This is a genomic window from Paenibacillus sp. MZ04-78.2, from assembly GCF_024213375.1.
In the GTDB taxonomy this organism is placed as follows: Bacteria; Bacillota; Bacilli; order Paenibacillales; family NBRC-103111; genus Paenibacillus_G.
Genome location: NZ_JANAVJ010000047.1, coordinates 14,689 through 37,064, shown reverse-complemented (window position 1 = coordinate 37,064; position 22,376 = coordinate 14,689). Strand labels below are relative to the sequence as shown.

Below are 22,376 nucleotides of genomic sequence, written 5' to 3'. Positions count from 1 at the left end.
GATAGGCTGCAATCCGTTCCGCCCACTCGTTTTGTCGTTGATCTCTTTTACTCATGAGGCAACCTCCCGTTCAAGATACCTTCATTTTCTCATGAGCTTGAGGTTCTTGAAAGGTGGTGAGTATTTGACGCTCACGTAGCAATTGACTTTTTGAGAAGTCAAAAGTAGCGTCGGAATAGAAAGTAGTACTTTCAAGCCTATTCCACCAGTTATAACTCATCAAGGCCGAGGACATTAGGCTTTGCGCTTGGGGCATCTTTATCCTCAGACACAGCTTGGAAAACCTCGGGAGAAAGTTGAATATCTGCCTTTACATCTTCTTTCTCAGTTGCTTCCTTCACCTTTTTGTACTTGGGATCTTTAGTTTGATCGTCTGGAGTAATTACAACCCTCCAGTTTCCGTTTACTTTCTTGGTAGTGAGGGGCATGTTTTCTTCGCTTCCGTCTTTTGCCGACACGGATACAACATATTTTACCTCGTCAGCAGAAACGTTCGATTCTTCCAAAATTTCAAGCTTATTAAATTGGTCCCTCTTGTATTTTAACATCTCCTTATAACCTTTTTTTTCTTCTTCATCGTTAGAAAACCTCTTATCAATGACAAGAGAAGCGACTTTATCCACGTCTTGTGCTTGTACAGCTTTAAGGTACTCGCTCAATGCTTCTTTTGATGAGGACGGCTCAATAGATTGACTTGACGCAGCAAATGATGATACCGGAAGTACAAACAGCGCAAACGCCAAACACGAGGACACCAATGTTCTTTTTACCACTTTTACAGCCTCCCAAAATTACATTTTAATTCCAATACAAATTCTACCACATTAATTTTCTAGTGTATATAATAAGATAGGCACTATTACAAATGATATTTTTGAACAACGGTCGGCCGACTAGATTCTTCTCCTATAAATTACCACGAATTACACTATCGATTAAATAGGACAAAATTACCTTTTTATGAGTAATTAGGAGCACTAGATCGTCTGATGATATAATGAATTAAATAAAAATTCGTGTAAAATCGTGTCATCAATTGTAAGTTATTGTCAAATCGTGTTGTTATTCTCTGATTTTCATCTATTTTTTGACGATAATCGCTTAATATCCTTCAAATTCTCTATGTTGCTATCTGAAACTCCTAGATGTAATATTATGGTATCCAGAGAAGGGAGTGTTTGGGTTTTATGAAAAATGTAGGGTTGGAAAAGGAAATGAAGGACCATTTTTTTTATGCAGCGGAACATCTTTTCAAGGAGGAGAAAAAAGCAGAAGCGGCACCCCTGTACCGTCATATCATTGATCGGGAAACAGATTGTAATGATCAAACTTTCCTCCTGTGCCACTTGCGGTTGTTTCAATGTCTTGTCGGAGTGAGTTCGGAAGGAAACAAGGAAGCGCTGGAACAATTCGAACCGTTTTACACTCGATTGCCGGAGGATACCCGACTTGATGCTTTGTTACTGACGGCGAATGTATGTTACTCGTTGGGTGATTGGAAAAGGGTAGAGCGCTATGGGAATGAACTCTATGCTTCGGCCCAAAATGTGTATGACGAATTAAAAAAAGAGAAATTTGTTAAAAACCTACATACCGAGCGGCATTTAGTGGTATATTATGGTCATGGGCTACGCATCAAGGGCTTTGTCCTCACCATGCAAGGGCGATACGAAGAAGCAAAAAAATGTGTGGCAGCGTATTCAGACCTTGGGTGGTTCGAGTGCCTTGACGAAACGGGTAAAAAGGAGGTTGAAAAGTTTCGAATTTGGGGCAAGGCGAATATGTACAATCTCGAATTAAAAACGGGTAATAACAAAGTACTCCCTGAATTGTCAGATTTTTTGGATCAGAACCGCGAGGAAATTTTACCGAGTCTTTTATCGGTTGTTGAATCAGCCAACCAGTTTCGTTTTGATGCCGACGACATTATTAACAAATTTTCAATTTGGCTTCCACCTGTAAATTCCGAGGTAACATACATTAATGGAACTCAATTATTTCATTTCTGGTATGAGAAAGCCAAGTATGACTTTAATAAGAATCGTATCGTCGGTGGTATTGATGAATTGTTATATGCCCTTTATTTGGCGCATAGAATGAACTATTACATGGGCTTTGAAAAATGTGTCTCATTATACCGGGAACATAGTGATTACGTAACTGAACAACAGAAAATCGGGTACAAAAACATTGTGGAAGGAGTGTTCGATTTATGAAGAAAGCGTTTTTATCTTTAGTAATGGGGTTGGTCTTGTTAAGTGGAATCATTGTACCACCGCAGCCGCAGGAGCCTTCCGTACAATTGCTCGATCATAATGGATGGGGCGGCTGATAAGAAAATAAGAGTCCCGCCAGTAATTTGACTGGTCAGGGACTCTTTTGTTTAATTATAAATCCAATTGGGAGGTGCTGACGATGAACGAACCTGTATTGAAGAAAGCCATGGATACATTGGAGTTTCTTAGTCAGGATGCAGAAGCCCGCCGATTGTACGAGGATAGACAAAAGTTCCTTCACGACGAGGCTTCCATGATCGAACGAGCATTGGCCGAAGGAGAAGCCCGCGGCGAGCGAAAGAAAGCTCTTGAAATGGCTAAAGAACTTCTGGCACATGGTGTGGAAATTTCCATTATCGCTAAAGCTTCGGGATTGCCTGAGTCTGAAATACTAGCTTTGAAGGAAAGAAATTAAAGAAGAGGGGAGCCATCAATACAACGAGATGGCTCTTTTGGTTGGATCAAATCATATGTATATTTTACGTCATGTTATCTGGTAAAGAAACTCACCAGAAGGGGATGAAAAAACCTTAAATTGCTTAAAATAAATTCTTATATCATTATTCCGGGTAAAGTGTTTTAGTAACTCGTTGATGTCTTTTCTAGCTTTTTTCATATCAAATGTTATCTGATCTATAACAACAACTATTTCATAAGAGGCTTTATCGATAGCCTCTATTACGGATAATTTATGTTCTTCTTTCCATTTCACCTCGTATTTTAATTTCATCTTGGTCTTTTCGTCATTCATACCATTAAAAAATTCTATAATTTGTGGAATTATGTGTCCCCATAAATCATGAATAACAAGTTCATTTTCAATGACCAGTAACTTCCCTAATTCTTCATCGTATACAAATCCATCGCATATTCTGCTACCAATTTTCTTCTTTATATCGTAGTAATGCGACTTTTCACCGAATATATATTTATGATTCTTTTGAACCTCTTGTTCAAAATCTTCTTCAATACTAAACGCCACTTCTTGAAACACTTCATTATTACGAAATAGACGAGATTCTCCAGAAGTGTATTTCTTTTTTAAATTTACATCTTCATGTTCCGTTTCATTGAGAGCTAACCTAAACTTCTTGGGTCTATAGTTCTCATCTACCTCAAATAAATCAGAATAATTTAAAAGTAACCTATATACGATGTTTCTCTTTCCCCGTTCTCCATGCTTATTAGGACCAAAAATAGATACATCAAGTCTTTGGTAAATCTCGTTATAGTCTAACCATTGATTTGAGTTACTCTTATAAACCTCTATAATGTGGTCAATAATCCTCATTTCTTTCCCCCTTTATCTCAATTCATCCTTCAAAGGTACAATGACTTCATCTAACGTCTTTCTCCACTGACGCTTCATTTCTGGTCCATATTTTAGCGGTTTTGCATCTGGATGTACGGCTTTAAACTTATCAAATTGCTTACTGTCAATAATTCCCCCGATATTTGGAATAGGCTCTGATCCTATTACATATTGAACAGCAGATGAATGCAGCTCCCCTTCATCCACAAACCAAGCTTTCGCAAATTCTCCAATCGCTTTATTATAGGATTCGGTGAAGAAGCGTCGTTTCACTACAAAAGTATCTTCCTCTGAATTTATTTCTTTAGCATCAATGGCGTTTAAAATCGCACGGTATACTTCTTTTACAATTTCTGATTTTTTCAGTTTTTGAAGTGCTTTTTCGATCTCGTCACGGATATTCTGATTATTGGCTGAATACGTTTCTAATAAACGGTCAATATAGGTTGAGTCAATATCATAGATCTTAACCGCATTTTCTCCATAGAATTCAATGTCTGAAAAATTTGGGTCAGGTCCATCTTCCCCTTCAACGACTAGCGATCCCTTAACCGTGTTGTACACGCCAAAATATTCTTCTAAGGTCTTGACCTGTTCTTGAAGGACTTTTGATTTCTCCATTTCATCGTTATAATCATCATACGTAACCAAAGCTTCGTAAGCATTATTTAGCTCTTGAAAAGCTTTCACAAATTCAATCCGAGTTTCAAGCGGAGAGTGCTCGTTAATGTCGGTTGGATTTGGCGCCAGTGTTTTCAGTGTTTTGTGAGCTTTTTTGAAGCGTTTCTTCGATTCATCATAAGTTGGATAAACAAGCTTGGATTCCTCTTGCGCTTCAGAATATAACTTCGTCGCGTCCTTTACATTTTGCTCCATCATCGAAGGTTTTCGGAATGTTACAATTAATCCTTTTGCCTTCCCAGGATAGGTACGATTGGTCCGAGAAAAGGCTTGAATCAAATTGGCATAACTTAAATTTCGATCCACAAATAACGTTTGAATCGTGGGTGCATCGAATCCAGTCAATAAGCGATCAACAACAATGACAAGATCAATTTGTTTCCCAAATTCTTTGAACTCTGCTTTCTTACGAGCTAAACGATTGTTGATATCACCATTATATCGTTCAATATCTTCTATCGACCAAGCTGTATTATAATAATCGTTATAGTCCTTAATAATTTCTTTCATTTCATCTTGAATTTGTTTGGAATTATCTTCGTTTTCTTGTATCGAATAGGTGACGGCAATCCGAGGGAAGTCCGGATCTTCAATCGTACGCCCCGTTCGGATTGGATGTCCGGCAAATTCTTTCGTCAACCATTCTGGATCTTTGGTCATTTCCTTGATTGCCTGATAGTAGCGTTTGGCCATATCAATGGAACTTGTTGTTAAGATGGCAGACTTTTGCGGGCGACCGTTTTGGAAATCAAATTTGATATAGGCATTATCAGGCCGGAAAATCTTATGAATGACTTTTTGAATATGCTCATCACTTTCGAAAGTAGATGGTTCAAGATGGGCTTCCTTCTCTATTCCATCCATTCGATCGATCATATCGTTAATTTGATCATCACTAAAATTAGCGTATTTTTCATTTAGACGAAGTTGATTAAAAATATAATTATTTAATGATGTAGGTTCAATCGTATCTTCATGCTCTACTTGGAACCCTAAAACAGCCCCATCATCCAATGCATTCTTAATGGTATACGTGTGCAAAACTTCTCCATATTGATCACGAGTGGTGCGAGCTAATTGGCCTTTCGCTTGTTTTTTATTTTCTTTGAATATCGGCGTACCCGTAAAACCAAACCATGTGGAATTTGGGAAATTCCTTCTGCACTTAACGCTCGATGGCATTCATCCACGACAAAGACAATATGCTGCCCCAGCAGTTTCTTAAAACGTTGGGTGCCTTTTTGTTCCTCTTGCCTTTGGGCATAGCGCAAGGCAGCTTCTAATTTTTGACGAGTGGTGATAATCACTGTATTGGAACTGGCATCAGATAGTAGAGTATTACTCAGCTCTTTCGCACTTCCGGTTCCGACAATCAGGCTATTAGACTTGGCATTACCAGAAGAGATACCGGTATTAAACTCGGAAGCAAATTTGGTGAATTCAGTCGTCGTTTGATTGTCCAAGTCTTTTCGGTCAATGAGCATAATGGTACGATCTACACCTGGTTTACGAGCTAATAATTTCGTAGAAACAAAACTTGTCAACGTTTTTCCTGAACCAGTCGCATGCCACACATGACCAGATTCATGTTTCATGGCAGATGTAAACAAGGCTTCAATCGCATGAATTTGATAAGGCTGTAATACCATTAAGGTTTTGTTGTCTTGGTCCTCGCTAACGATCGTATAATTGGCAATCAATCGATGTGCATCTGGAATATTTAAGACCTGTTTCACAAATTCATAGAGATTTTCTACTTTTCGATTGTCCGTTGTCCGCCAACTAAAGACAAATTTCTTATGCATGTCTTTTGGCATCGCATTGGCAAAATAGCGAGTCGTTTGTTCGTTGGAAATGACAAATATCTGAAGAGTAGAGAAGATATTATTTCTAAACATCCCTTCTTCTGCGTATTTCTTAATTTGATTATAGGCTTGGAATACGCCGTCCTTGGCACTGACTTGCTTCAATTCAATTTGAACAATAGGTAACCCATTGATTAAGAGTGTCACGTCAAATCGGCGATCACGATCATCAACGTTTGCCTTTTGTTTCGCAATCTGATGAACGACTTCATATGTAGAGATTCCGCCACCAATGTCTTGATTGGAATATAGCACTAAAGACATCGAACCTAAAGATACATCTTCACGTTCAATCGTAATACGGGCAATTCCATTCTCCCCTTTGAGCCATCTAGCAGCATCGAAGGGGGTCTGTGTTTTCAATAATAATTCTGTTTTAATATTGTCAAATTCTTTATCAGAAATTGGACGATCTCCAATTTCTGATAAGTTGTTTTGCGTAATTTTTTGACGTAAGTTCTTCCACAGGTCTTCTTCTGATTTTAAATCTGGACGATAGCTCCATTGATTGCGCCCTTCCCCTAACACTTCAATCAGGCGACGTTCTACTTCAGCTTCAGTATTATGAGGTATCTTCGTCATGGTTCTTCCTCTCTTCTATTTGCTTAGACAAACATCTTTTGTAGGAATGCTTTTTTCGTTTCTTTTAAAGCATCTAATTCGCGTTGATGAAGAGCGATTGTATCGTCAAGTTGTTTGAAAAAGTTGCCTATTTGGGTTTGTTCTTCACTGTCTGGAGCCTTTAGCTTAATTCCTAAATACTCTGAATTTCGGATATGGACTTGAGTTGAACCATTTTTCTCTTGTGAAATAATTTTCCGAAATTTATCCGAATTTGAAAAAGCAATTATGAAGTTCTCATCAACGCCTTCTTCAAGTAGCAAACAATAAACTCCTTGTGGCATTAAATATTCTTTACTATCCCCAATTAATTTAACAATTCTTCCCATATTGGGAGCCGTTGGTACTAAGTCTCTGAGGGAAGTTACCAAGTCACCTGAATAAACACTTGTTTTTATCCGAAATTTCGAAAGTGCTTTGTAGCAAGGTTCGTACATAAAACGAGCGTCATGTACACTGTAAAAAGAAGGGTATTTCCCAGCGTGTTAGAGTCCATTTCATAAATTGTGGATAGTTCTTCCCCTTCCCCATTCAAGAGGCTGCGCGGTTTCCATGTTAGATTATGGGAATCGTCATTCCAGTAGGGTCACTCTCGCCTCAATGCGCTTCCATGCGTACCGGTTGGCAAAGTTTTTTGCCAGCTTGAGCACAACGGCTCGACTGTGGTGGATGATCGTAGCGGCACAGTGGAAGAATTCCAAACGGAATCTGGCAATCGAGTATCCCCGATGAACCGGCTCGCAGCAATCGCGCTTGAAGCGTTCAAACAGATTATAGGCAAGCAGTTTGATTAGCAAGTCCAGTTCATTTGCTTTAAAATCGCTTGTGGCGATGCGATCGATGGAGAATCCGTTCTTGACTTCCTTGATGTAGTTTTCCATACAGCAGCGCTGGTTGTAGAAGCGCCACAGATCAATTGGCTCCCACTCCAGGTTGGTGACGATCGCTTCGTATTGCCAGTCTGTATCAAACACGAATCGGCCTTGATCGTTTTCGAACGCTTGCGCCTTGCGGATCACCGCCACACGGCGAGCCTTCTTCCAGGACGTTGCTTTGTAGATCAAGGTAATTCCTTCGATGATCCACTCTCCGTCGACATAACGTGTCCAATAGCGGCAAGCCTGAACTTCCTTGGAAAGCCGTTCGGTCCATTTGAGCTTGCCGACGTAACCGATTCCTTTGCTTTCCCACATGCTATAGAAGTCTTCGCCGCCAAAGCCTTTGTCAAACCGGGCATACTTCACCTTGCGCTCGCCAAGAAGCTCGAAGGTTTGCTGCAGGAAGTCAGCGGCGTTGGTGGAGGAATGAGTGTTGCCCGGCCGAAGGACCGCATTCAGATTCAAGCGGGTTTGTCCTTCAAAGGCCAGCAGCGGATGGTAGCTCTTGCGACCGGGCTTGTGCGGATTGGCGCCCTTGGCTGCACCGGCCTGATGGCCGTATACTGTCTCTACCGTGGAATCCAGATCGAGAATGATGTTAACCGGCAAGCAGGGACGGATGATTTCCTGATTGAGCGCCCGCAGCTCAGTCGCCAGTTGCGGACACGACCGGCCTAGCCTTCCCAGTTCCTTATACAACAAGCTATAATGCGGACAACGTCCGCCTAGGAAACGGTTCAGCAAGGCGTCATGTTGCAGTTTGCGAAAATGAAAAATCCGCTCGCAGCCAAGCATCCAACCTACGACGAGATAGAGCAGAATGCGATGAATAGGGAAAATCGAATTGTGCGCTTTGCCGCCGGAGAGGCTGCTCATCGCTTGCGCCAGCTTGATTTTTTCGAGATAGGCCAGAAAGATTTTGACGCCTCCGAAGCTTGTTGCGTTTTGCAGTGAAAATTCGCTCTTGATTTTACTAATGGATGTGTTAGACTTCACCTTAAAGGTGCTCCTCTCTTTGGCTGATGTTGTTTGGACAAACACCATTCTACCAAAGATTCGGAGCCCTTTTCACGTTTTCATAGAGTCGTACTTTCGAAATCCGGGTTTATATTTTTTTGATAAAAATCTTCTGATACAAATTTACTTCCAGATAAATCAGCAATTCCAGAAGAATTTACAGCACCTTTGGGGACAGTTGGTACACCCTCTTCTTGATAATCATCAGGAGCAATTGATGCGCCACCATGCATAGTGTTTATTAAATCTCCCAACTTACGCTGTTCCCATTCTCTAGTAAATCCTGAGAAACGAACCTCTGGCACGGACTCGCCTTCTTTTGGAAACATTTTTTGCAAGAATCCCTGTTTTGTTTGTTTGAGGATGCTTAGTTCTTGCTGATGAAGAGCGATTGTATCGTCTAGATTTTTAAAGAAATTTCCTATATCAGTTTGTTCTTCCACTGTTGGAACTATCAGAGGCATCTCTAAAAATGTTTCTGAGTGAATTCTTTTAGCTTTTCGAGAACCATTAGCAATTGTTCCTTGATACAGGTAAAATTGTTTTCTTGATACATATTCAAGAAAGAAAAATGAGTTAAGATTATCTGCGATATCAAACGCAGGTGAATCTAATGTTGATTCATAGCCATCTAGCTTATCAGGAATAATTCCAAAAGCTTGATGGAGAAAATCTAACTTCCCATAAATAAATTGGCCTGCTTTCCGAATATAGTATTTGGTTTCTTCACTTCCTTGATAAATTTCATCTTTTGGAATGACGCCTCTTCCCCAAAGTTTTACTGTTAATTTTTTTGCCTCAAGACCATTTGTTCCTGGTATTCTACTTTCTTTTAAAAATTCTCCGATCTTACGCTCTTCCCAACCCCCACTATATTCTGGAAATCGGATTTCTGGTGTATTCTTATTTCTCACGATTAAACACCTCTAATGCACCCTTAATCCATTCAGCATTTTCTTCATCAAATTGTAGCGAAAAAATCCTGTCATATAAGCTAGATTCTAGATCTGCTTTTTCTTTTCGAATCTTTTGAATTGTTGAGCCAATTGTAGCCATATCAACAGACGTTTCTTCCTCAAAGTTGTCTACGTATCGAGGAATGTTCAAATTGAAATCATTCTCTTTAATTTCATCAAAGGTTACAATGTGGGCATATTTCTCCACATTCTCTCGCTTCTTATACGTTTCGACAATCTTATCAATATGTTCTTTGGAAAGTTTATTTTGGTTCTTTCCTTTAACAAACTCCTTACTTGCATCAATAAATAACACATCACGAGTGCTACGATTTTTCTTCAAGATGATGACTGTTGTTGGAATCGATGTACCAAAGAATAAGTTTGCTGGCATACCAATGACGGCATATATACTGCCATCTTCCAATAATTTCTTTCGAATCACACCTTCTGCAGCCCCACGGAACAGTACCCCATGCGGTAAGACGATGGCCATTGTTCCCGAATCTTTCAAATGATAGAACCCATGTAAAAGAAAAGCAAAGTCAGCTTTTGATTGTGGCGCTAACTTCCCGTAACGATTGAAGCGCGAATCATCTAAGAATGTTTCATCTGCGGACCATTTAGCAGAGTAGGGTGGATTCATAAGGACAGCATCAAAAGTATAAGGCTCATCTGTCGGCCAATCTTTGTTCAATGTATCTCCATTGTGTAAACGCATATCTTCTTTATTAACACCATGCAAGATCAAGTTCATCTTTGCTAGATTATAGGTCGTAGTATTTAGTTCTTGCCCATGATACTTTACACTATCTGGATGGTTAATATAGTTTCGAATATTCAACATTAAGGAACCTGAGCCCATCGTTGGGTCAAATACGCTAAACAATTTTTTGTCTTCTTGACCGATTGCAGCAATACGAGCCATCATGTCAGAAACTTCATGAGGTGTATAGAATTCTCCAGCCTTCTTACCAGCCTCTGAGGCAAATTGACCAATTAGGAACTCATAGGCATCCCCAATGACATCGCCATTATGTCCCATCACATCGATATTATTTAGTTTCTTCAGTACTTCTGTAATGGTAATGTTTCGCTGTTGATCATCTGATCCCAATTTTTTTGATTTCAAATCCACATCATCAAACAATCCATTAAATTGATCATATTTCGTAGACAAATCGATAAAGGCTTTATTCAAGTCATTCAACTGAAACGTGTTTTGTTTGGCTTGAGTGGCTAATACATTAAATAAATACTGTGGTTCAATATCATAATTTAATGTATCCACTAATGTTTCAATCAAGTCATTTTTTATCTCTCTATCTGCTAATAAATCCCTATACAATTGAGTTTGCTTTTCTTGTGTGTTGTATTCTTCTAACGATTCATCTGCTATTTCAACTACTTTTTCTAATAACTTATCAGATAAGTACTTGTAAAAGATCAATCCTAATAAGTAGTTTTTGTATTCCGATGCATCCATCTTGCTTCGCAGGTTGTCTGCGGCACTAAATAATCTTGAGTTTAATTCAGCCATGTTGCATTCCTCACTTTGTCTATTGTTGGTCCAGCTTGATTTCCAGCTCTTTTAGTATCGCTGGAGTTAATTTAGGCACAGTACTTCCTTGCATGGAAATTGCCATTTGCTTTTTCATTGAGTATGATTTTTACGCAAACTTTTATTCCCTCTTACCCTGCTTCCGATAACCAGTAAATTCAATATACTCACGGATAAACGCCTGTTCATCCTCCGAAAGCTCATGAACAGAGTCGCTCGCTTGGATACTTTCTCCCAGCAAGTCGCCCTCTTTTGCAGATCGGTCTTTACCAGTAACCAACCAATCCAAGGAGGTTTTAAAATACTCCGCGACTCTAACCAGTTTATGGATGTTGGGGGTCGACCGCTCACTTTTCCAATCCCCCATGTTGCCCGAGCTAATTCCCATTTCCTTCAGAAAATCACCCTTGGGAATGTTGTTGGATTCAATCAAATATTCAATACGTTCGACAATTTCTTTTGAGGACACGAATTTTTCCATAGGTACACCCTTTTTTATAACAATTAACTCGTAAATACGAAAAATATATTTACTTTCTCGTAAATACGAGTATAATTGGAAATGTGCAGTATTTTTCTCTCCCAATTATACCACATCTAGGTTGACTTATTAATGTGCGAGGAAACAGCGACAAAGAAGGCCTTCACAACCCCAGCCTTAGTCACAAACTCATTGAAGTAAGCGCCAGCTACACTTTAACCTACTTGACGTAATTACGAGTATCAACGTATCAGTAGCCTTTAATTCTTTTTACAGAATACAAACTGCTTACAACATTTTCATTAGAAAGGTTGCTTGAAGAAATGAATTTACCCACCATACTCACTCGGAGCCAACCACGATGAAACGGCTCAACGTGATCAGCTTACGCATGGTTCGCGAATCGACATTCCCTTATAAAACCAACAAAATCCGCTGCCCCGAAGACGCGTATAAGCTCGTAACGGAGTACCTAAGCGACGTCGATCGCGAATACTGCCTGCTCATCTGCCTAAGCATCAGAAACACAATAACCGCGCTCGAAGTCGTCTCCATCGGAACCCTTGATGCGGCACTCGTCACGCCGAGGGAAGTGTTCAAATCCGCCATATTGAGCAACAGCGCCAGCATCATTCTGGCCCATGCCCACCCGAGCGGAGACACGACACCGTCGCAGGAAGACTTAGAGCTGACCGAACGAGTAAAAAACGCCGGAGAAATCCTCGGCATCGAGCTGCTGGACCATATTATCGTCGCGGACGGAAAGCATTTCAGCCTACGGGAAAACGGGCTCATGTAGCCCGCGCCCCCCGCAAAAAGAAAACCCGCACCGGGAGCGAACCCCCGATGCGAGCCTTCAAGCCTGCCTGCCTTACCGCACAACCGCCGACCCCAAAATACCCTTAATAATCCCCACATTCGCCTGCATATGCTCGGGTTCCAGCATCCGTTCGTGTCCCCCGACGCCCTGATAATACGCCACCCGGCCCGAAGTGGCCCCTTGCCAATTCCAGTACTGTTGCTCGGCCTCATCCACTGGCGGATGATGAAGCTCGTCCTCCGGCTGCGAGGAATGAACGACATGCAGGTCCGCTTGGACCGTGCCGATATTATCCAGCAAATAAATATAGAAGAAATATTGCTTCAAGCGCTCCAGATCTTGTTCGTTGATGCGAAAATTTTTATAGAACTCGCGAATCGCGGGGGTGGCGATAAACCTCTCCCACAACTCTTGCAACGTATCATCGGCCACGGGCTCGCTCCTCCGGTAAGCGTCCAGCATAATGACATCGGATACGCGGTACCCGGCCGCCTCCATCGCTTTGGTCACCTCGAACGCCAGATTCCCTCCGGCGGAGTAGCCCAGGAACGTATAATCGCCCTCCCTCTGCGCAGCGGAAATCAGCTTCACATAGCGCTCCATCCGGTCGGGATGATCGATATAATCCAACGCATAGATCGTGCAGTCGTCCATCTGCTTGGCGAACTCATAATACGCGATCCCGAGACCGCCCATCGGCGGGAAGCAGAAAAGCGTTTTGCGCCGATCCTTTTTGTTCAACCGTACGATGGGAAGAGGCTCCGCCTTGTTGTTATCCATCAAAAAGGCGGCCATCCCCCGGATCGTGGACGACTCCAAAATGACGTGCAGCGGAAGCTCCGCCCGATAATCGTGCTGGACCCGCGACACGAGAAGCATCGCATGGAGCGAGCTGCCGCCCGCTTCGAAGAAATCGTCCGTGACGCCAATCTCCGGCCTCTCCAAAATTTCCCCGCACACAACCGCCAGCCGTTGCTCCCACGGATTGCTCGGGATGGCCTGCGCCTGCGCCTCCGACGATTCCCGAGCCGTCACGTTGGGCTGCGGCAACGCCCCGCGGTCGATTTTGCCATTGGACGACAGCGGCATCTCGCTGAGCTCCGTATAATGAGACGGCGCCATGAAAGCCGGCAATCGCGCCGCGACAAACGCCTTAAGCTCTTCCGCAGAGACCGGGGCCGCAGAAACGTAATAGACGCACAGCACGGTATCGCCGCTCGCCCCGTCCCAGGCCGTCACCGCTGCGTCGTTCAGCCGCTCATGGCTCCTAAGCACGCTTTCGATCTCTCCGAGCTCGATGCGGTAGCCCCGGATTTTGACCTGCTCGTCTTTTCTTCCCATATACTCCAGCCGCCCATCCGGCAGCCAACGGGCGAGGTCTCCAGAACGGTACATGCGCTCCCCGGGATAGAACGGATCGGCCGTGAACGACGCGGCCGCCCGCTCCGGGAGATTCAGATAGCCTCTCGCCAGCCCCCTGCCCGCGATCCACAGCTCGCCCTTCACGCCAACCGGGACCAAGCCGTGTTCGTCGTTCAATACATAGACGCGGGTGTTGGGCAGCGGCTTGCCGATAGATAAAGGGCGGTCCGGCGCGACGTTCCGCTCCAGCGTCGTCACGATGCTGTTCTCCGTCGGACCGTATTCGTCCACCAGCTCGATATGCGGGAACCGCTTCCTGCTCCGCCTCACCAGCTTGGCGGGCAGCCGTTCCCCGCCCAACGTCACCACGCGTAAGGAACGGGCGTCCTCCTTGCCGAGACATTCGACCAGCGCCGTATACACACTGGGCACGCAGTCGAGATGCGTCACCTGCCGGTCGCGAATATGGTCGCGTAGCGCCAGCGGATTCCGCGCTTCCTCATCCGTGGACAGCACCACCGTCGAGCCCGACAGCAGCGGGGTAAACAAGCAGGACAGGAAGGCGTCGAACGCATACGAGTACAATTGAAGCACCCGGGCCGTCCCGTCGAACGGGTATTCCACTTGGCGAGCCAGAACCGTATTGACCACTCCCTGATGCTCGATCAAGACGCCTTTCGGCTTCCCGGTCGTCCCGGAGGTGTAGATCACATAAGCCAAATGGTGGCTGCTCGAAAGCGACAACAGCTCCTCCCGGTCGGCGCGGTCAAGCTCCGGGTCCCTGAGATTGATGCATTCCCCGGCAAAAGAAATCTCCCCCAGCGGCGAAGTCGTCAGCAGCAGCTTCATGCCGCTGTCGGCGATCATATAGGCTTGCCGGTCGGCCGGATAGTCCGGCGGGATCGGGACGAAGGCCGCGCCCGCTTTCAGGATGCCAAGCATGCCTGCGATCATCTCCACGGAACGTTCCGCGCGCATACCAATGCGGTCGTCAGGCTGCACCCCTCTGCTCCGCAGCACATGGGCCAGTTGATTGGAACGCTCGTGCAGCTCGCGGTACGTCAGCGTGTGAGCGCCGCAGATTAAGGCCGGGTGATCCGGCGTCTTGCGGACCTGATCCGCGAAGCAGACATGAAGCGTCCGATCCGCCTGCTCGTACCGGACCGACTGGAAAAAGCCTCCCAGCAGCTTCTGCTTATCCCCCGGCGTCAGCACTTCGATCCGGCCGATGGGGATGCTTTCGTCCGCCATAATCTGATCCAGCACGCCGATGAATTGGTCCTTGAGCTGCTCCATCAGCCACGGCTCATACAACGACGCGTTGAAGTTAAACTTCACGGCGGCTTCCTGCGGATAGACGTAGACATTGAATTGCTGCGTCTCCTCTGCGGCGCAAAAATCCGCGAACTCGAAGCCTAAGCCGTCCTTCGACTCGACATTGTCCACGTACCTCCGGTCGAGGGGGAAATTTTCGAAGATCATCAGATGATCCAGCAGACGATACTTCACATCGGTCGCCTGATTCATCTCCTGCAGGGGGACAAAATCGTACGCCTTCGACTCCAGCGATTGCCGCTGCACCTGCTTGAGGCATTCGGCGAAGGTCTGCCCGGGCTGCAGCCGGATACGGACAGGGATCGTATTGAGGAAGAGCCCCACCATCTCTTCAATCCCCTTCACCTCGGCAGGCCTTCCCGATACGACAGAGCCGAACACGACATCGTCGCTCTGCATGTACTGCCGGAGCACAATCGCCCATGCCGCCTGAAACACAGAATTGATCGTCGCCTGACACGCTCCGGCGAGACGCTGCAACCGGTCCAGCCGGGCTGAACCCAGCTCCGCGTTGACGCTCTTGAGCACAGACTTAACGGCTGACTTGCCTGCAGAGCCCGAAGCGGAAGCGTGGGCCTGCTTGATCACAGGAAAGCCGCTCCGGGACCGCTCCAATCCGGCCAACGTCTTTTGCCAATACGCGATCCCCGCTTCCTTATCTTGTCTCTCCAGCCACTCCAGATAATGGCTGTAAGGGGACGCTTCCACGGTCACAGGCTCCCGCTTGTCTTGCAGCAGGCGGTAATTGTCCAGCAGCTCCCGGAACACCCGACCGAACGACCAACCGTCCAAAATAATATGGTGATTGCACCAGATCCAACGGTACTCTAGCGGACTTGTCCGAAACACGGCCATTCGGACGAGAAAATCTTTGGCGAGGTCGAAGCCCTGCGCTTTGTTCGCCTGCTTCCATCGGCGCAGATACGCCTCCTGCGATTCCTTCGACAGCTCCGACACGTCTTCGAAGCGCAGGCGGAACTTCCGTTCCTTCATCACCACCTGCAGCGGACGCGGCAAATTCTCGTGGACGAATACCGTTCTCAGGATATCGTAGCGCTTCACGAGGGCGTTCATGCTTTGCTCCAGCAGGGAGACGTCGAGCTCTCCCCGCAGCACCGCCTCGATCTGTACAAAAGACAGCCGGGACTCCTTATCCGAGAGCCAGAAATAATACATCCCTTCTTGCGAAGGAGCCAGCGGGTAGATTTTTTTGATTTTGTCCTTTGGATTCATAGACATCTCCTCCTGTAGCGCCGCAGCCGGAGAGGCTACTCGATCGTATCGACCAGATCATTCAGCTGATCCAGCTCTTGCAGCGTCAGCCGGTTATAGCCCAAGTCGCTGGGCGTGGCTTCGGCGGCGGTCTGCTCCCCGCAGTGGCGGATGAGGTCCAGCAGGCGGTTTTGGAGCTTGTCCAGCAAAGCGGCGATCGTGTCGTGACGGTAATGCGTGCGGTTATAATCCATCGCGATGTGAAGCCTCCGGTCCTGCACATAGCCCGTGATGAAGAGCGAAGCCATTCGCTCGGCTTCCGGGCTTATCGGACGGCCGACCGGCCACGGCGACGGACCGAACCACCGATTGCGCAGATCAGTATCGATCTGACCGAGGTAGTTGAAGCAGATGTCCGGCTGCTGCGTGAACGTCAAGCCCGGCACGCTTTCCCGGGGCGTGATATATTTCAACAAGCCATAGCCGATCCCGTGATTCGGCAGCTGCCGCAAATGCTCTTTGACCGATTTGATCTGGTAGCCCAAATCATCCGTGTGCTCCATCGGCAGCACGATCGGAAACTGCGACGTAAACCAGCCGACCGTGCGGGTAATGTTCATATTCTTGATGACACTCTCCCGACCGTGCCCTTCCAGATGGATCACGATCCGGTTCGTGTTCATCCATTCCTTCAAGGTCAGGCCCAAGGCGGTCAGCAAAATATCGTTGATTTCCGTATTGTAAGCGCGGTGGACTTGCTTCAGCAGCCGCTCCGTTTCTTCCGGCGGCAGCGTGATCATCACTTGAGCCTCGTCCTTCATCCGGTCGCCCGTAGCCTCGAAGTCCCTTGGCACAGGCACGCACGGCGTACTCTCGACGGCCGCCCAATAATCGACCTCGCGCAGCACTTCGCCGCTCCGGGCGTACTGTTGCAAAGCCTCCCCCCAAGCTTGGAACGAATGCGTTTTGGGCGGCATGACGATGTCCCCGTGGTTCAGCGCCTGCTCGTAAGCCGCTTCCAAATCCTCCAGCACAATTCGCAACGACACCCAATCCATCACCAAGTGGTGAGCGACGAGCAGCAGAAGATCGCCCTGCGGCGTCCGGAACAAGGCGGTCTTCATCAGAGGACCGTTCGCCAGATCGATGCTCTCGTGCAGCCGATTGGCGTGCGCCAGAACGGCCGATTCCATCGAATCGCCGCCGTCCGGAGCCACGACCTCGAAACCGATCAGCGGCTGCTCCGCCGGTCCCCGGTTATAAAGCTGCTTGCGGCCCCCTTCGCCCCTCGCCACGGACCGCAGCACGTCATGATGCTCGGCCAGCTTTTCCAGCGCCCGCTTCAAGGCGGTTTCGTCCAAAGCAGTCTCCGAATGCAGCATCACCGCCGAATTCCAATGGGCCGAAGAAGCGAAGTCACGGTCAAAAAACCACTGTACGATCGGCGTTTCCGCTATCGGTCCTTCCACAGCGTCCTGCGAGATCTGCACCTGCCCGTCAGCCAGCTTGAGATCGAGGCAAAGCTCCTTCAGCACCGGAGTCAAAAATATGTTCTTCATCTCAAGGTCCCAGCCTCTGCGGTACAATCTCGATGCGATCTGGATCGCCTTGATGGAATCTCCTCCCATATGGAAAAAGTTGTCTTCGCGTCCAACCGTTTCTGCTCCCAGCACCTCCTGCCACACGGAAGCCATCAGCTCTTCCAGCTCGCCTTCCAGGGGAACGAACTCCGCTGCCGAGCCGCCGAACGCCGCAGGCTCCGGGAGCCGCTTCCGATCCAGTTTGCCGCTGGACGTCAGCGGAAAAGCGTCCAGCCTCATGTAATGAGCCGGGATCATGTAAGCGGGCAGCCGAATCAACAGCAGCGTGCGCAGCTCCGCGGCATCCAATTCCCGATCCGCGACGTAATAGGCGCAGAGGGCTTTGCCGGATACGGAGGCGGACGCGACCTGCCGGACCAGAACAGCGACTTCTTTGACCGCCGGATGCCCGTTCAACGCGGCTTCGATCTCTCCCATTTCGATCCGGATGCCGTTCAGCTTCACTTGATCGTCGCGCCGCCCAAGGTACTCGACGCTTCCGTCCGGCAGCCGGCAGCCGTAATCCCCCGTCCGGTACATGACCTCGCCCGGCCGGAACGGATGGTCTACGAACCGCTCGGCGGTCAGCTCCGGATTGTTGCGGTAGCCCCGGGCCAGACACGCTCCGCTGATATACATTTCCCCGCGCACGCCAACCGGCACGGGCTGCAAGCTCTCATCCAAAATATACATTTGCGTGTTGGCGATAGGAAGCCCGATGCAAGCGGATAGACTGTCCGTATCGAATTCGTGAGCCGTCGCGAAAATCGTCGCCTCCGTCGGGCCGTACAGGTTCAGCAAACGTCTGGAATCCGACAGCCACGCGCGAATGTCGAGCGTGCACGCTTCCCCGCCCGATCCCACGGTACGCAGCGAATCGGGCAGCCGCTCCGGGGTTAGCGTGGACAAGACGGACGGCGTCAGCACCATCGCCGTAATCCGCTGCTCCTCCAAAAACCGGTGCAGCGCCTCGCCTCCCGCCGTCGCTTCCGGGCTGACGAGGCAGAGTGCCGCACCCGAAGCGAGCGTCGCAAAAATCTCCAAGACCGACGTATCGAACGTCGTCGACGCATATTGCAGCATCCGGCCGCCTCTGGACAAGCCGAACAGCCCGATAGCCGCTTCCACCGCGTTGCAGACGCTGCGGTGCTCGATCGCTACCGACTTCGGCTTGCCCGTCGATCCCGACGTATACATCACGTAGGCCAGATCGCCCGCATCCGCTTCGATGCGCGGATTGTCCGCATTTTCCTCCGAAATCGATTGCCATGCGCCCCCGTCAAGCACGAGCTTGTGACGCACCGCCGAGACCGACTCCGCTCCCGCATCCGCCAGCTTAGGCTGAATCAGCAGGACTTCGATTCCCGAATCCTCGATCATGGTGCGAATCCGCTCGGCCGGATAAGCTGGATCGATGGCGACGTACGCGCCTCCAGCCTTTAGAATACCGAGCAGCCCGACGACCGTTTCAAGCGAGCGCTCCAACATCAAACCGACAGCCGCTTCCTTCCCGACTCCCCGCTTCCGCAAAGCGTGGGCGACCTGATTCGCGCGCCGGTTCAGCTCCCGGTACGTCATGGACTGGCCGCCGCACACGATGGCCGGATCGTCCGGCGTAAGCTCGGCCTGTCTCTCGAACAAGTGATGAATGCACGAATCGTCCGGGAACGGCTGCGCCGTCTCGTTCCACCCGTCAATGAGCTGATGCCGCTCTTCGTCCGACAGCATCGCCAGCTCGTGAAGGGATTGCTGCGGATCGCGCACGATGCTGTGCAGCAGAGCTTCCCAGTGCCGGCTCATGCGCTCGAACGTCTCCCGGCGGAATAGATCCGGGGAATATTCGAGAAAGCCATCCAGCCCGTCTTCCGTTTCGGTTAAGCCGATGGTGACGTCGTACTTGGCCGTCTCCCCGTCGATCATCTCAATCTCCGCTTCCAGCTCAGGGAGCGCGAACTTCTCCTCCGGCACGTCCACATACACGAATACCGCCTGCACCAGCGGGTTGCGGCTCGGGTCGATCGGAACCCGCAGCTCGTCCAGCAGCAGACCGATCGGTAGCTCCTGATGCTTGTAGACCTCTCTGGCGGTATCGCGCACCTGCCGCAGCAGGTCGATAAAGCTCATCTCTCCCGACATGCGCGAACGCAGCGTACCCATGGTCAGAAAGTACCCCATCACTTTTTCCATCTCGATTCGGCTGCGGTTAGCGAGCGGAGTCCCGACCAGAATGTCGGCTTGCCCGGTATACCGGTAGAGCAGCGCCTTGAACACCGTCATCACGATCATGAAGGCCGAAGCGTTTTCCCGCTTGGCGATCGCCTTCAGCCCGTCCAAAGTCTCCTTCGACGACCGAAGGAAGACGCGCGTTCCTCGGTAAGTGATCGCGGGCGGCCGGGGGAAGTCCGTATGGATGTCGAGGACGTACTCGCAATCCTTCAACTGCTCCTTCCAGAAGGCGAGCAGCTTCTCCCGGGTTTCGCCCTGCAAGTAATTCCGCTGCCATTCGGCATAATCCGCGTACTGGATCGGCAGCTCCGGGAGCTCGGCCGGAACGCCTGCAAGCGCCGCCTTGTAATGCGCCATCAGTTCTTCGAAGAAGATCGAGAAAGTGAGCCGGTCGATGACAATGTGATGGATGGTCAAAACGAGCGTCGATTCCGTATCCGACAGCGTAAACAGCTTGAAGCGGATGAGCGGCCCTTTTTCCAGATCGAACAATTGCTGGACCTCTTCGCGCATAAGCTGCTGAGCGACGGCTTCCCGCTCCTCCTCGGGAACATCCCGCAGGTCCACCACGGGGACGCTGACGCGGAGCTCAGGCAGCACGGACTGCACGGGATCGACGCGCCCGAATACGGTCCGCCAAGCCTCGTGGCGCTTGACGATTTCGTTGATGCCGTACTCCAGCGCCCCATGATGCAGCTTTCCTCTCAAACGGGCGGCCCCGTACACGTTGTACGCGTGCGATTCGGGGTGCATCCGGTGAAAGAACCAGAGCCGCTCCTGATCGAAGGAAAGTGGGCTTAGGCCCGTATGGTTCCGCCGGGGGATGGCTGCGGCTGCCGGATTCGGGCTTAGCTGCTGCGCATTCAAGTTTTGTTGCTTGAGCCGCTTTTCGAACAGCGCCCGCTGCTCCGGCGTCAGCGATTGGATACGATCGGTCAGATTCTTCATGGGATCAGCTCCTTGTCATAGGCGAATTTCCGCTGCAAATCGGATAATAATGCCAAGCCTTCCATCACCGTCTCCCGATCCACGCCAAAATCGATCAGGCAGGCAATCTCCCCGACGCCGATATCGCGGAGCGTCTCCACCAGCTTCGCGCACTTGTCCGGCGTTCCGAGCAGGGAGCTTTCGCGGTAATACTTGTCGAAGGCGCGGGACACAATCGACTCGAAGTCCGCGTCGGTCATGTCGTCGTAGTCGGCGAGAATTTGCCTTTGCTGGCTTAAAAAGGTTTTAAGATATTCCTTCAGCGGCCGCTCCACCTTCGCCCTGACCGCTTCGTCGTTCTCCCCGAGGCAGGTATGGAGCATGACCGCGACCTTCTTCGTCTGCGGATCGTAGCCATGCCGGAGCAGCGCTTCGCGGTACCGCTCGATCTTGCCCTCCAGCTCCGCAAAGCCGTTCCCGAGAATGCCGGTCAGGATGCCCGCTCCGATCTCGGCGGCCTGACGGTACGTCTCCTCGTTCCCGTTCGTGGCGATCCACAGGTTCAGCTCGCTTTGGATCGGCCGGGGGAGTGTCTTGATTCGGTGCACCGCTCCGCTGGCGTCGGTAAAAGGAACCGCCTCCCCGCTCCATAGTGCCCGAACCTGTTCGACGGACTTGAACAGCTCTTCCTTGCGATGGACATAATAGTCCGGGTCCTGCACCGGCGCGAGGATAAAATCGGCGGGATGCCAGCCCGTGGCAAAAGCGACCGACACGCGGCCGTCCGACAGGTTGTCCACGACCGACCATTCCTCCACGAACCGAACCGGGTGGTGCAGCGGGAGCACGACGCTTCCCGCCCGCAGCTCAACCCGCTCCGTGACCGCCGCCAGCGCTGCGCTGAGCACCGAAGGATTCGGGTACAGCCCGCCGAACTCCTCGAAATGCCGCTCCGGCGTCCACACCGCCTTAAACCCGTGCCGATCCGCGAACGCCGCGCATTCCATCAGCAGCCCGTACTTATGGCGGTCCGTAGTCGAACCGTCGCCGGAGAAGAAAAACAGACTGAAATCCATGGCCGCCTCGCTGCGCCTGCGCTTCGGGACAAAAGCCGCTTCCGCCGCAGCCTGTCCCTGCCCGGGCTTCGCGCCGCTTGCTGTATCCGGCGGCGAGATCCCCTGCTGCTTGAGACGCCGCTCCAGCAGCGCCCGCTGCTCCGGCGTCAGCGCCGCCAGCCGCTCGTGAATGCCGCTCATTTCCTCATCT

At 49.1% G+C, this 22,376-nt stretch carries 11 protein-coding genes and 4 pseudogenes; 3 read left to right on the top strand and 12 right to left on the bottom strand.

The annotated features are described in order from the left end of the window. Window positions 1–209 precede the first annotated feature (209 nt). Complete coding sequence (locus tag NLX71_RS22925; RefSeq protein WP_254366095.1) at window positions 210–773, bottom strand: DUF4878 domain-containing protein; 564 nt, start codon at window positions 771–773, stop codon at window positions 210–212. 414 nt (window positions 774–1,187) lie between these two features. On the opposite strand from NLX71_RS22925, the gene NLX71_RS22920 reads away from it, so the two are divergent. Next, window positions 1,188–2,216, top strand: coding sequence for a DNA-binding protein (locus NLX71_RS22920; protein ID WP_254366093.1), 1,029 nt, complete (start codon window positions 1,188–1,190; stop codon window positions 2,214–2,216). A 175-nt stretch (window positions 2,217–2,391) separates the two neighbouring features. Next, window positions 2,392–2,691 (top strand): annotated as a pseudogene (locus NLX71_RS22915) (Rpn family recombination-promoting nuclease/putative transposase); the annotation flags it as partial. 69 nt (window positions 2,692–2,760) lie between these two features. Here NLX71_RS22915 and NLX71_RS22910 read toward each other — a convergent pair. From NLX71_RS22910 to NLX71_RS22880, 8 genes and pseudogenes are all read right to left on the bottom strand, one after another. Next, entirely contained in the window at window positions 2,761–3,567 is an 807-nt protein-coding gene (locus tag NLX71_RS22910; RefSeq protein WP_254366092.1) for a hypothetical protein, read from the bottom strand. A gap of 12 nt (window positions 3,568–3,579) precedes the next feature. Continuing rightward, window positions 3,580–6,716: pseudogene (locus NLX71_RS22905) on the bottom strand (type I restriction endonuclease subunit R). A 23-nt stretch (window positions 6,717–6,739) separates the two neighbouring features. Then, entirely contained in the window at window positions 6,740–7,084 is a 345-nt protein-coding gene (locus tag NLX71_RS22900; protein ID WP_254366096.1) for a restriction endonuclease subunit S, read from the bottom strand. 243 nt (window positions 7,085–7,327) lie between these two features. Further along, window positions 7,328–8,629 (bottom strand): IS1380 family transposase, encoded by a 1,302-nt coding sequence (locus NLX71_RS22895; protein ID WP_254366090.1) that lies wholly within the window; start codon window positions 8,627–8,629, stop codon window positions 7,328–7,330. Between the two features lie 263 nt (window positions 8,630–8,892). After that, window positions 8,893–9,564: pseudogene (locus tag NLX71_RS22890) on the bottom strand (restriction endonuclease subunit S); the annotation flags it as partial. Then, window positions 9,554–11,146 (bottom strand): type I restriction-modification system subunit M, encoded by a 1,593-nt coding sequence (locus NLX71_RS22885; protein WP_254366087.1) that lies wholly within the window; start codon window positions 11,144–11,146, stop codon window positions 9,554–9,556. The gene NLX71_RS22885 and the pseudogene NLX71_RS22890, both read right to left, overlap by 11 nt. A gap of 31 nt (window positions 11,147–11,177) precedes the next feature. After that, window positions 11,178–11,276, bottom strand: a pseudogene (locus tag NLX71_RS27135) (restriction endonuclease subunit S); the annotation flags it as partial. A 12-nt stretch (window positions 11,277–11,288) separates the two neighbouring features. Next, on the bottom strand, window positions 11,289–11,648 hold the full coding sequence (locus NLX71_RS22880; protein ID WP_254366086.1) for a helix-turn-helix domain-containing protein: 360 nt from the start codon (window positions 11,646–11,648) through the stop codon (window positions 11,289–11,291). Between the two features lie 361 nt (window positions 11,649–12,009). Between NLX71_RS22880 and NLX71_RS22875 the strand changes: the two genes are divergently transcribed. Next, window positions 12,010–12,447: a JAB domain-containing protein gene (locus NLX71_RS22875; RefSeq protein ID WP_254366085.1), complete on the top strand. Its 438-nt coding sequence runs from the start codon at window positions 12,010–12,012 to the stop codon at window positions 12,445–12,447. A gap of 72 nt (window positions 12,448–12,519) precedes the next feature. Here the strand turns inward: NLX71_RS22875 and NLX71_RS22870 are convergent, their stop codons facing one another. From NLX71_RS22870 to NLX71_RS22860, 3 genes are read right to left on the bottom strand one after another with little or no spacing between them, the layout of a single operon-like run. Continuing rightward, a complete protein-coding gene (locus NLX71_RS22870; protein ID WP_254366084.1) occupies window positions 12,520–16,398 on the bottom strand; it encodes a non-ribosomal peptide synthetase in 3,879 nt (1,292 codons plus the stop codon). Between the two features lie 35 nt (window positions 16,399–16,433). Continuing rightward, window positions 16,434–21,131: a non-ribosomal peptide synthetase gene (locus NLX71_RS22865; RefSeq protein WP_254366083.1), complete on the bottom strand. Its 4,698-nt coding sequence runs from the start codon at window positions 21,129–21,131 to the stop codon at window positions 16,434–16,436. Then, the gene (locus NLX71_RS22860; RefSeq protein ID WP_254366081.1) at window positions 21,128–22,366 is read right to left on the bottom strand and encodes a MupA/Atu3671 family FMN-dependent luciferase-like monooxygenase; all 1,239 of its coding nucleotides are present in this window, start codon (window positions 22,364–22,366) and stop codon (window positions 21,128–21,130) included. Before NLX71_RS22860 ends, NLX71_RS22865 begins: the two co-directional genes overlap by 4 nt. Window positions 22,367–22,376: the final 10 nt, after the last annotated feature.